Source organism: Caminibacter sp. (assembly GCF_053999135.1).
Genome location: NZ_JBMXVQ010000051.1, coordinates 41,140 through 53,125 on the forward strand (window position 1 = coordinate 41,140; position 11,986 = coordinate 53,125).

At 32.7% G+C, this 11,986-nt stretch carries 14 protein-coding genes; 12 read left to right on the forward strand and 2 right to left on the reverse strand.

Features of this window, described 5'->3' with window-relative positions:
* Positions 1–52 precede the first annotated feature (52 nt).
* Positions 53–2,956 carry a DNA polymerase III subunit alpha gene (dnaE, locus tag ACXJH6_RS04375; RefSeq protein WP_456470545.1) on the forward strand — a complete coding sequence of 968 codons (2,904 nt, stop codon included), beginning with the start codon at positions 53–55 and terminating at the stop codon, positions 2,954–2,956.
* Positions 2,957–2,986: 30 nt separating this feature from the next.
* Positions 2,987–3,478: a hypothetical protein gene (locus tag ACXJH6_RS04380; protein ID WP_456470546.1), complete on the forward strand. Its 492-nt coding sequence runs from the start codon at positions 2,987–2,989 to the stop codon at positions 3,476–3,478.
* Here the strand turns inward: ACXJH6_RS04380 and ACXJH6_RS04385 are convergent.
* Entirely contained in the window at positions 3,462–3,899 is a 438-nt protein-coding gene (locus ACXJH6_RS04385; RefSeq protein ID WP_456470547.1) for a DNA polymerase III subunit alpha, read from the reverse strand. The two genes, ACXJH6_RS04380 and ACXJH6_RS04385, sit on opposite strands and share 17 nt — an antisense overlap.
* Positions 3,900–3,997: 98 nt before the next feature.
* Between ACXJH6_RS04385 and rbp the strand changes: the two genes are divergently transcribed.
* The 10 genes from rbp to ACXJH6_RS04435 all read left to right on the forward strand — a co-directional run bounded on the left by rbp (position 3,998) and on the right by ACXJH6_RS04435 (position 11,522).
* Positions 3,998–4,249: an RNA-binding regulator gene (gene rbp / locus ACXJH6_RS04390; RefSeq protein WP_456470548.1), complete on the forward strand. Its 252-nt coding sequence runs from the start codon at positions 3,998–4,000 to the stop codon at positions 4,247–4,249.
* A 150-nt stretch (positions 4,250–4,399) separates the two neighbouring features.
* The gene (rpmE, locus tag ACXJH6_RS04395; RefSeq protein WP_456470549.1) at positions 4,400–4,600 is read left to right on the forward strand and encodes a 50S ribosomal protein L31; all 201 of its coding nucleotides are present in this window, start codon (positions 4,400–4,402) and stop codon (positions 4,598–4,600) included.
* Complete coding sequence (rsmI, locus tag ACXJH6_RS04400; protein ID WP_456470550.1) at positions 4,601–5,389, forward strand: 16S rRNA (cytidine(1402)-2'-O)-methyltransferase; 789 nt, start codon at positions 4,601–4,603, stop codon at positions 5,387–5,389.
* Between the two features lie 45 nt (positions 5,390–5,434).
* A complete protein-coding gene (gene rlmB / locus ACXJH6_RS04405; protein WP_456470551.1) occupies positions 5,435–6,100 on the forward strand; it encodes a 23S rRNA (guanosine(2251)-2'-O)-methyltransferase RlmB in 666 nt (221 codons plus the stop codon).
* Positions 6,090–6,839, forward strand: coding sequence for a helix-turn-helix domain-containing protein (locus ACXJH6_RS04410; protein ID WP_456470552.1), 750 nt, complete (start codon positions 6,090–6,092; stop codon positions 6,837–6,839). The genes rlmB and ACXJH6_RS04410 overlap by 11 nt, the downstream gene beginning before the upstream one ends.
* On the forward strand, positions 6,836–7,612 hold the full coding sequence (locus ACXJH6_RS04415) for a hypothetical protein (protein ID WP_456470553.1): 777 nt from the start codon (positions 6,836–6,838) through the stop codon (positions 7,610–7,612). The genes ACXJH6_RS04410 and ACXJH6_RS04415 overlap by 4 nt, the downstream gene beginning before the upstream one ends.
* Positions 7,609–8,808 carry an LL-diaminopimelate aminotransferase gene (locus ACXJH6_RS04420; protein WP_456470554.1) on the forward strand — a complete coding sequence of 400 codons (1,200 nt, stop codon included), beginning with the start codon at positions 7,609–7,611 and terminating at the stop codon, positions 8,806–8,808. The genes ACXJH6_RS04415 and ACXJH6_RS04420 overlap by 4 nt, the downstream gene beginning before the upstream one ends.
* Positions 8,805–9,641 carry an RpnC/YadD family protein gene (locus ACXJH6_RS04425; protein WP_456470555.1) on the forward strand — a complete coding sequence of 279 codons (837 nt, stop codon included), beginning with the start codon at positions 8,805–8,807 and terminating at the stop codon, positions 9,639–9,641. Before ACXJH6_RS04420 ends, ACXJH6_RS04425 begins: the two co-directional genes overlap by 4 nt.
* On the forward strand, positions 9,634–10,887 hold the full coding sequence (locus ACXJH6_RS04430) for a homoserine dehydrogenase (protein WP_456470556.1): 1,254 nt from the start codon (positions 9,634–9,636) through the stop codon (positions 10,885–10,887). Before ACXJH6_RS04425 ends, ACXJH6_RS04430 begins: the two co-directional genes overlap by 8 nt.
* Complete coding sequence (locus ACXJH6_RS04435) at positions 10,884–11,522, forward strand: Crp/Fnr family transcriptional regulator (RefSeq protein WP_456470557.1); 639 nt, start codon at positions 10,884–10,886, stop codon at positions 11,520–11,522. Before ACXJH6_RS04430 ends, ACXJH6_RS04435 begins: the two co-directional genes overlap by 4 nt.
* 44 nt (positions 11,523–11,566) lie before the next feature.
* Here ACXJH6_RS04435 and ACXJH6_RS04440 read toward each other — a convergent pair whose 3' ends face one another.
* Positions 11,567–11,872, reverse strand: a complete 306-nt coding sequence (locus tag ACXJH6_RS04440) for a hypothetical protein (RefSeq protein WP_456470558.1) — start codon at positions 11,870–11,872, stop codon at positions 11,567–11,569.
* Positions 11,873–11,986: the final 114 nt, after the last annotated feature.

Here is an 11,986-nt window from a genome sequence, read left to right on the forward strand (position 1 = left end):
ATTAAGCCTTTTTTATTGAAATTTTACTATAATTTCATTAAAAAGGATAAAAGTGACCCCTTTTCATATCCACAGCGATTATTCACTTCTTCATTCATCGCTTAAAATAAAAGACCTTATTAAAAAAGCAAAATCTCTTGGATATAAAAGCCTTGGAATAAGCGAACTTGACAATTTATTTAGTGCAATTGAATTTTATGAAACATGTAAAAAAGAAGAGATAAACCCAATAATCGGTATGGATGTTTTGGTTAACAGAGATGAAAACGTTCACAGAATGGTACTTGTGGCAAAAAATTACGAAGGTTATAAAAATCTTATGTATTTAAGTTCTATTTCGTATCTTTACCATATGAACAACGACAAAGCGATTTTGCCTTATGAAGAGCTTATAAAAAATCAAAAAGATATTGCCGTAATACTTCCTATGAGAGAAAGCGAAACAGGATTTCATCTAAATATTTTAGACGAAGAGAATATTTTAAAAGGGGCTGAAGGATATAAAAAAGCGTTTGAAATAGCACAAATACTCAAAAATGATATAAACGAATTATATTTTGAAATAAGAAGAGATAATTTTAAAGAAAAACTTATAGAAGAAGATTTAATCAAACTCTCTGGCGAACTAGACATCCCGCTGATTGCCTCAAGCAACATTTATTATTTAAACAAACTCGATTATATCTACAAAGACGCCCTTGAATGTATAGAAGAAAACAAACAGTTTGACGATATACACAGAAAATTCGACATAGGAGAATATTATTTAAAATCACCTGAAGAATATGAGACAATTTTTGCCGATATTCCTGAAGCTTTACAAAACAATAAAAAACTTTTTGAAAATATACATATTGACATCCCTCTTGGAAACCCCACCCCCCCTACTTTTAAATTTACCGAAGAATACGCAAAAAAAGAAGGATTGGATATAAAAAGCGATGTCGAATATTTCAAATATAAATGCTGGCAGGGACTTGAAAAAAGATTAAAAAAAATTCCTGAACATTTACACGAAGAATATAAAAAACGCTTACAATATGAAATAGATATCATTAAACAGATGAAATTCCCCGGATATATGCTGATAGTTTGGGATTTTATCAACTACGCAAAAGACCCAAGCCGCCACTTAAGAGGAGATGGAAATAAAATACCCGTGGGTCCGGGAAGGGGAAGTGCCGCCGGGAGTTTAGTAGCGTACGCTCTTGAAATTACCAATATAGACCCTTTAAAATACGGACTTTTATTCGAGAGATTTCTAAATCCGGAAAGAGTCTCAATGCCTGATATCGACGTCGATTTTTGTCAGGAAAGAAGAGATGAGGTAATAGAATATGTCCAAAAAAAATACGGACACGAAAACGTAGCGCAGGTAGTGACTTTCGGTTCGCTTCTTGCCAAAGGTGTTTTAAGGGATGTGGCAAGAATATTCGGAATAGATTATTCAACCGCGGATAAATTCGTAAAACTAATCCCGGACCAACTTGGTATTACCCTTCAAAAAGCAAAAGAACTTGAACCTAAAATCAAAGAGATAACCGAAGACGACCCTCTTTATAACAGACTATATTCGTTCGGCGAAGCTCTTGAAGGTTTAAAAAGAAACACAGGTAAACACGCGGCGGGCGTGGTTATAAGCGATACGAAACTCTGGAACAAATCCCCTCTTTACAAACAGGATGAGCACGATGAATTTCACACAACCCAGTATTCATTAAATTATTTAGAACCGGTCGATTTAATTAAATTCGACTTTTTGGGACTAAAAACCTTGACCGTTATAGACAAAGCCGTAAAATTTATAAAAGAAAATCAAAAAAAAGAAGTAAATGTCGACGATTTGACGCTTGACGACCCGGAAGTTTTTAAATTAATTCAAAGCGGAAAAACTTTAGGACTATTCCAAATAGAATCAGACGGTATGCAGGATTTGGCAAAAAGATTAAAACCTACCAATTTCGAAGACGTAATCGCAATGCTGGCTCTTTACCGCCCGGGTCCTATGGATGCGGGAATGCTTGATGACTACATAGAAAGGAAACACGGAAGAAAACCGATAAGCTATTTTTACGACGAATTTGAAGAAGTTTTAAAACCTATTCTTGAACCGACATACGGAGTTATCGTTTATCAAGAACAGGTTATGCAAATCGTTCAGGCAATAGGCGGCTTTTCTTTAGGTGAAGCCGATATTATAAGACGTGCTATGGGTAAGAAAAAAGCGGATTTGATGGCAAAATACGCAGAAGAATTCGCAAAAAGGGCACAAAAACAGGGATTTTCATATGAAAACGCAAAAGCGTTGTTTAATTTAATAGAAAAATTCGCCGGATACGGTTTTAATAAATCACATTCCGCAGCATACGCCATGATAACCTATCAGACTGCGTATCTAAAAAAATATTTCCCTACGGAATTTTTCGCAGCCCTTTTAACATACGAAGCGGACAATACCGACAAAATAGCCAGATACATTGATGAAGCAAAATCCTTAGGGATTGAAGTCCTGCCTCCCGACGTTCAAAAATCAAACGCCCAGTTTACACCGGTAGAAGATAAAATTCTTTTCGGACTTAGCGCAATTAAAGGGGTTGGGGCAAAAGCAATTGAGAGTATTGTACAAAACAGACCGTTTAAAGACTTGGAAGATTTTATATTAAAAATAGATACAAGCAAAGTTAATAAAAAAGTACTCGAACAGCTTATAAAATCGGGAGCTTTGGATTCTTTTAGGTATCCGAGAAAAACACTTTTGGAAAATATAGAAAATATGCTTGAATTTAAAAAACGCATTGAAGAGAGAAAAAACGCAATAAACCACGAACATTCCCTTTTTGCCGATATAGAAACAGAAGACGAAATACAGGAAAAACTACAAATAAAAGCGACCGACGAATTCGATATGAAAACGCTTCTTGAAGGTGAATACGAAACTCTCGGATTTTATGTCTAAGCCCACCCTCTTGACCCTTATAAAGAAAAAATGAAAAATTTAAAATACAATCTCTCAAGCGAAATAGAAGAAATAATAGGACAAGAAGCACTTTTTGTGGGGAAAATAGAAGGCATGAAAGTCAGAATTTCAAAAAAAGGCAATAAATTCGCCATAGCAAATCTTATGGATTATCACGGAAAAATAGACATTATGATTTTTGAAAGAGATTTGGAAAAACTTCAGGAGTTCAACCTGGACGAACCAATAGCCATAAAAGCTCAAGTAGATAAAGTCGGAGAATTTTTAAGAGTAACCTGCAGAAAACTTATGAGTCTTGAAGATGCAGCAAACGAAAAAGCGGCGGTAAAAGATGAAATAATCATTATAGAAAGAAATATAAGCGAAAACTACGAAGAGGATTTATTAAACATATATCAGGAAATTCAAAAAAACAGGGGAGAAAAAAGAGCTGTTTTAATAATAAAAACACCTTTTGGGTTTTCTTTAAAAGTAGAAACCAATCTCAAGTGTTCTTTATAAGTTCTTTTATTTTTTCTTTAAAATTACACAAAAACTGAGGGAATTCCTCATCAACTTTACTCAAATCAACATAATCCCTCATAAATTCGTCCAAAGGAATCCCGGCCTGCATTCCTAAAGAAAATCCTTTAAACATTTCCTTAAGTTTAGGCGAATCCACCAACTCTACCATCGACTCGGCAAAAGCCATCCCCTCTTCTAACATCCACTCTTTATAAAACCCTAGCATATTGTCAAACAGAGTAACAACGGCAAAAAGCTCATCTTCGTTTGATAAATCAAATTTTTCATTATTAGTCAATTTTAACTGATAAAGAGCAAAAGCGTCTTCAAAAGCCTTTTTGAAAAATTCCTCCGCTTTTTTCGTATCTCCTTTTGTTAAAGCGTTTCTGAATTCTGTATAATTTTTTTTAATTCCCATAAATTTTTCCTTTTTTTTATTAATTATACCAATTTTATTTGCTTTTTATAAATTATCCCGTTATAATGTCAATGCAAATTTAAATTTTAGGAAATCACATGAAAACAATTTACGTAGGAAACATTAATTACGACGCTAGCGCAGATGAGCTAAAAACATTATTCTCAGAATATGGCGAAGTACTATCAGCAAAAATCATTAATGATAGAGAAACAGGAAGAAGCAAAGGTTTTGGATTTATCGAAATGGAAAGCGGAGCTGAAACAGCAATCGAAGAACTTGACGGTAAAGAATTCCAAGGAAGAAGACTTAGAGTTAACGAAGCAAGACCAAGAGAGCAGAGAGTTTAATCTCTTGCTTTTTTGTTTTTTACATTATTAGTGTCAGAGATAATATTTTTATTAACTTACAGTTTGCTTAAATTAAGAAATCTTTAAGATTAAAAAAGTAAAATTTCAAACTTAAAAACTATAGGCTAAAAAACCTAACAAAGGACTAAAATGAAAAAAGGTATCCATCCTGAATACGTTGAATGTACTGTAAACTGTACTTGCGGGCATACATTTACTATTCTTTCAACAAAACCTAATTTAAGAATTGAAGTTTGCGACAAATGCCATCCTTTCTATACAGGTAAAGAAAGAACAATAGAAAAAGGTGGAAAAGTAGATAAATTTAAGAAAAAATACGGTCTTGCTTAATTGCTAAGCTTTGTTCCAACCCCAATTGGAAATTTAGACGATATATCAAAAAGGGCTTTTTTAGCCCTTCAAAATGCTGAAATTATCTTTTGTGAAGACACAAGGGTCACTAAAAAACTGCTAAACCTTTTAAATATCCCTTTAAATAAAGAATTTATATCCATGCATTCCCATAACGAAGATAAAGTATTATCAAAATTAGACCCCGAAATATTAAAATCAAAAGAGTGCGTTTATGTAAGCGATGCGGGAATGCCAGGAATTAGCGACCCCGGAAGCAAACTGGTAAAATTTGCTCAAAAACATAACATTCCTTATACCGTAATTCCCGGAGCAAACGCGGCTCTTACGGCATTTGTGGCAAGCGGATTTGAAGGGGATTTCTGTTTTTATGCATTTTTACCCCATAAAGGCAAAGAAAGAGAAGAAAAATTAAAAGAAATACTAAACAGCGGCAAAATAGCAATTTTATATGAATCGCCTCACAGAATAGAAAAACTTGTAAAAGAACTAAAAAACTCAGCACCCGAAAGAGAAGTATTTTTGGCAAAAGAGCTGACTAAAATGCATGAGAGTTTCATAAAAGGCAAAGCAAAAGATATCGAACTTACAAATACAAAAGGAGAATGGGTTATAGTTATAAATAAAGACACAAAAAAACAAACGCTTGAACTATCATATGAAGATATAGTTTCGCTCCCACTCCCTCTTAAAGAAAAATCAAAACTTCTCGCAAAAATATCAGACAAATCGGCAAAAGAAATTTATAAAGAATTAAACGAAAAATAACAGATAAAACAAACTTTTTTCCTTTAAATTTGATAAAATACATTTATGATAGTTTACGGAAAAAGAGTAGTAGAATATATAATTCAAAAACATCCCGATATTGTTAAGGAAATTCTGATATCCAAGAAATTAAGTAAAAACGAATTTAAAAAATTTAATAAATTTAAAGTAAAATTTATCGATAACAAACTCGCCCAAAAACTAAGTAAAAACGGAAATCATCAGGGTTTTTTCGCAAAAATAGAATTTACCCCGCAAGAGTGGGATATTATAGGCGATAAAATATTGATTTTAGACAGCGTAACGGATATGGGAAACATAGGGGCAATAACAAGGGCGGCTTACGCCCTTGGCATCGACCTTTTAATAATTACAGGTATAAAAGATTTAAAATGGGACAGAATCATCAGAACAAGCGCCGGTGCAGCACTTGATATGAAAATAGTTACCTTTCAACATATTTTAGAACTTATAAATATTTTAAAAACAAAAGGTTATCATTTAATAGGAGCAGATTTAGGAGGAAAATGCCGTCCTTCAAAAAAAGAAAAAATTGCCCTTATTATGGGAAACGAAGGCGAAGGGTTAAGTAAAAAAGTAAAAGAAAGACTTGATGAAATATTGACGATACATATGAAAAGGGATTTTGATTCGCTTAACGTATCAGTAGCGGCTGGAATACTTATAGACAGGATTACAAATGAATGCTGAAAAATTTTTCGAGCTTTATTCAATAGAAGAAATATCCAAAAGAACTAAAATTTCCCCCGTATCTTTAAGGCTTATAAAAGAAAAAAAATTTGACAAAATTCCACGTGTAAAGTTTTTAGGATTTATTAACGTAATTCAAAGGGAATTCAACATAGATTTAAGTGAACTAATAGAAGAATACAACTCATATGTCAATCCTCCAAAAGAAGAATTATTAAAAGAAGAGATAATAAAGCCTCCAAAAAACAAAAAACCGTTTTTAATATTATTTTTAATTTTACTTTTAATAATAAGCGGAATATACCTATACAAACAAACCCCTCAAAAAAAACTCCCAAAAACCGTTGATATCAATACCTCCGGCACTGTTTCGGTTCCTGAGAAAAATTTCTCTAATACACTAAAAGAAATTAAAACTGCCGTTAAAAAAGAGGAAGCCAATATTTCAAAAGAACACAACAAAACAAAGCCTCTCCCAAAAGAAATAACCGTAATTCCCATTCAGAAAATATGGTTTAGGGCAGTAAATCTTGATAATAACAAAACATTCGAATATTTAACCTCCAAACCAAAAACGTTAGAAGGAACAAACTATTATATAAAACTAGGACATGGTTTTGTAAATATAATATACGGAGATAAAAACATAACGCCCAACACTAAAAAAATCGTAAGAATAATTTTAAAAAACGGTGAATACAATTACACAAAAACTTCTCCTTCAGGATATTCAAAATGAAAAAAATACTTTTTTTTTTAATTTTAACCTCTCTTTTTGCTTTCAACACCTCAGACATTATTAAAAATATCATAGGAGAGCAAAAATACACTACTTATAAAGGGCTTTTAAAAGAAACCGTAAACGACCAAAACGCCTCTTTAAAAGAAATAATTACCGCTCTTAAAGAAAACGGACTTATAGACCTATTTTTTAAAAAACCAAAACTAACCCACCCTACTTTTATTTTTATCAACAACAATCCCGTTTTCAATACAAAAACCCTTTATGAAACACTTCAAAATCTTGGATATTACTATTTTTATCCCTCTAAAATAATAAAAAAAGAAAACTATTCCATTACCCTTGAAATAAACTCAAACCACCATATAGACCCTCTTAATTTCTTAAACGAAATAGAACATTACGGATGCAAAGTCATAGAAATAAACAAAAAAGAGGATTTTACTTATAAAATAGACTGCGAAAACGAAACAGTAAAAGCGACAAAACTTTCACAAAAAACAAAATCCTTAGTAAATGCAAAAGGGGAATACTGGATTGAAACCGGGGGATTTAAAAAAGCGTATATAAAAACGTCAAAATACGATTTTTGGTATCCTTATATAGTTTTTTATGATAAAAACCTGAATATATTAAATATAATTACATCAGAATTTATACAAAGACAAATTACACTAAACATTCCTGAAAACTGTAAATATATAAAAATAAGAGACAACTATACCAAAGAAAACTTTAAAAGAGGAATTTTTATAAAAGGACTGCAATGAATCATTTTGAAAGAATAGAAAGACTTCCTAACTATATTTTTGCCGTAATAAACGATTTAAAACTCCAGGCAAGAAGGGCAGGTGTTGATATTATAGACTTTTCAATGGGAAATCCGGACGGACCCACTCCAAAACCGATTGTCGACAAACTTATTGAAGCCGCCCAAAAACCTAAAAATCACAGATATTCGGTAAGTAAAGGAATTTATAAATTAAGAGAGGCCATTTGTAACTGGTATGCCAGAAGATACGACGTAACTTTCGACCCTGAAACGGAAGCTGTTGTCACTATGGGAAGTAAAGAGGGATACGTTCATTTAACACAGGCCATAACAAATGTAGGAGACGTGGCGATTGTTCCGGACCCTACATATCCTATACACTCATACGCGTTTATGTTAGCAGGTGCCAGTGTGAGAAAAGTAAAACTTACTTATAATGAAAAATATGAATTAAACGAAGAAGAATTTTTCGAACAGTTAAAGCAGGCCATGATAGAAGCAGTACCTAAACCCAAGTTTTTGGTATTAAATTTTCCTCATAATCCTACAACCGTAACGGTAAGCAAAGAGTTTTATCAAAAAGCGGTCGATTTTGCAAAAGAAGAAGGTCTTTATATTATAAGCGATATAGCTTATGCGGATATTACATTTGAAGGATACAAAACACCTTCTATATTCGAAGCAAAAGGGGCAAAAGAAGTTGCGGTTGAGAGTTTCACCCTTTCTAAAAGTTATAACATGGCCGGATGGAGAGTAGGATTTATGGTTGGAAATCCGGTACTTATAGGAGCTTTGCAAAAATACAAATCATGGATAGATTATGGAATGTTTACACCTATTCAGGTGGCGGCAACGGTTGCCCTTAGAGATTATCAGCATTTGGTAAAAGACATAGTTAAAACATACGAAAAAAGAAGAGACGTGCTTATTGAAAGTTTTGCAAATGCTGGATGGGAGATAGAAAAACCAAAAGCCACAATGTTTGTATGGGCAAAAATACCTCAAAAAGTCAGACATTTAGGAAGCCTTGAATTTTCAAAAAGACTCCTTACAGAAGCCCATATAGCCGTAAGTCCCGGAATCGGATTTGGCGCTTACGGAGATGATTATGTAAGAATAGCCCTTATAGAAAACGAAAAAAGAATTCGTCAGGCGGCAAAAAACGTAAAACACTTTTTAAAAGAATTTGAATGAAAAAAGATTTAATATTAAAAGACATTACAAAAGAGGCCATAAAAGACGTTTTAAAACATATACTCAACATTAATATTGAAAAATTTGAGTTTCTGGATTTCGAATTTCCTAAAATCGAAAAAAGAGACGCCGATATCCTAATAAAAACAGAAGACAAAATTTTGCATATAGAATTTCAAACGAGAAACGATAAAAATATGCATATCAGAATGGCAAGATATTTTTTAGAAATCTTTTCAAGATATCATATGGATATTTATCAATATGTCCTTTTTTTAGGTAAAGAAAAAGTTTCTATGAAAAACCATATCCAAACACACAGCTGTAATTTTAAATACGAGATTATAGATTTAAAAACCATTCCATGTGACAGGTTTTTAAAAATAAACAATCCTGAAAGCTTAGTATTGGCCATTCTATGTGATTTTGGTAACAACAACCCTAAAGAAGTGATTAAAGAAATTTTACACAAATTATACACCCTTTCAAAAAATGAAAATGAATTTAGAAAATACCTTTTAATGCTTGAAGAACTTTCTACAAGCAGAAATCTAAAAGAAGAAGTAAAGGAGGCTGAAATGGGACTTCAGAATTTAACATGGGAAGATCTACCTAGTTATGAAATAGGATTGGAGAAAGGATTAGAAAAAGGATTGGAAAAAGGAATAAAAGAAGGGATAGAAAAAGGATTACAACAGGGACTACAACAGGGTCTTATAAAAGGCAAAGTCATAGCTCTTTACGAACTAAACTTTCCAAAAGAAGAAATCGCCAAAAAAGTAAATTTACCTTTAACAAAAGTAGAAGAAATTATAAAGGAACTAAATGGTTAAAATAGGAATAGTCGGAGTAGGAACGGTAGGCGAAGCCGTTATTAAAAACCTTGAAAAAAATAAAGACCTTATCAAAGCAAGAGCGGGAAAAGAAATAAAAGCTATAAAAGGCGTTGTAAGAGACATAAATAAAAAAAGAGATATTGATATTCCTTTGACCACAGATTATAAAGAAGTCACCCGCAACCCTGAAATAGATATAGTAGTGGAGCTTATGGGAGGGGTTGAAAATGCATATGAAGTGGTTAAAAATGCCCCTTTCCACAACAAAGCGGTCGTTACCGCAAACAAAGCCCTACTTGCCTATCACAGATTTGAACTGCAAAAACTGGCAAAAACCCCTTTTGAATATGAAGCAAGCGTAGCGGGAGGCATCCCTATTATTAAAGCCTTGCGCGACGGACTGAGCGCCAATCATATTTTAGAAATAAAAGGAATTATAAACGGAACCTGCAACTATATTTTAAGCGAAATGAAAAAAGGCAGAGATTATAAAGAAGTTCTCAAAGAAGCCCAGCAGAAAGGATATGCCGAAGCCGACCCAACTTTTGATGTAGGAGGATACGATGCGGCCCACAAACTGCTTATTTTGGCAAGTATCGCATATAATATAGACGCAAAACCGGAAGATATTTTAATTGAAGGTATTGAAAACATAAACCTCACGGATATAGAATTTGCAAAAGAGTTTGGATACGAAATAAAACTTCTTGGAATAGCAAAAAAAACGGGAAGCGAAATAGAACTGAGAGTCCATCCAACCCTTATAAGAAAAGAAGAGATGATAAGCAAAGTGGAAGGAGTTATGAACGCCGTTAGCGTAATAGGCGACGTTGTGGGAGAAACAATGTATTACGGTCCGGGAGCCGGAGGGGATGCAACGGCCAGTGCCGTTATAAGCGACATTATTGAAATTGCCAGAGGAAACAAAAACCCAATGCTTGGCTATAAAATTCCTCTTGAACTTGAAAAGTTAAACTTAAAACCTACTGAAGAGATAAAAAGCAAATATTACTTAAGAATTGCCGTAAACGATAAGCTCGGTGTCCTTGAAAAGATAGCTAATATTCTGGCTACAAACAATATTTCAATAGAAAGCTTTTTACAAAAACCGAGAAACGGATACGTAAAACTGCTTTTTGCAACCCATATATGTAAAGAAAAAGAGATAAAAAAAGCAATAGATGAAATTCAAAAACTTGATTTCGTAATAAAACCTGTAAATTACATAAGAATAGAAGAGTGATACATAAACTCAAAAAAATATCCCTATTTTTTAATATAGAAGACTCCCTTTTAGAGGAGATTTCCTCTTTTTCTTTTATAAAAACCTATTTAAAAAATGAGATAATATTTTTTGAGGGAGAGGAAAAGAGGTATTTTTACGGTATTGTCAAAGGACAGATTCTTATGTATGACACGGACCTAAAAGGAAACATTATTCCAAAAAACCAGTTCGGATGCGGCGATATTTTCGGTCTTATTTCAAAAATCCAAAACAAACCGTATTGTTTAAACGCAAAAACGGAAGAAGAAAGCAAAATAATAGCAATAGATTACGAAAAATTTCAAAAACATATATCAACCCCTCCTTTTAGCGACAGAATAATAAAGATGCTAAGCAACCAGATTATGCAGGAAATAGAGTTTAATAAACTTCAAAAATTTGACGCAACAAAAAGAGTGATATACACACTTCTGAATTTCCCGCAAAAGTTTGTCAGAAAGAAAAAATATATGCTTGCAAACGAACTTGGAATGAGCGCCGAGACTCTCAGCAGAATACTTTCTAAATTAAAAAACAAAGGAATTATCTGTTATTGTGAGAAATCCATAAAAGTTATAGATTATGAAAGACTGAGAGAATATATAAATGCCTGAATGGTTATTGGATTGGTTAAAGTCAGTTGAGTTTTGAATTCATATTACTTAAAAATTTTTTCTATCAACATTATAAAATTCGGATTAAAAATAGTTAATGCAAAAATGCTTATACCTATTAAAACTTTTAAAAGGAGAGTGTTTTTTTGAATTTCGGCTCTTATTTCATTAATTTCGGCTCTCACTTCATTAATTTCGGCACGGACAAACTCTTTGGTTGCAAGTTCGCTTCTTAATTCGTTATAAAGTTTTAAAAAACTTTCAAACGCATTTGCAAACTTTTCAGCACTTTCTTTACCCACATTTTTTACAAGTTCATTAAACAAATCGCGTGGAATCGTATAATTCATTCATGACCTTTTTAGGTTATTTTTTTAAATTATATCATAAATAAACTGATATTAACCAATTGAAAATAGACAGACCATGAAAAATTAAGATTCTAACAACTTCAATAACCATAA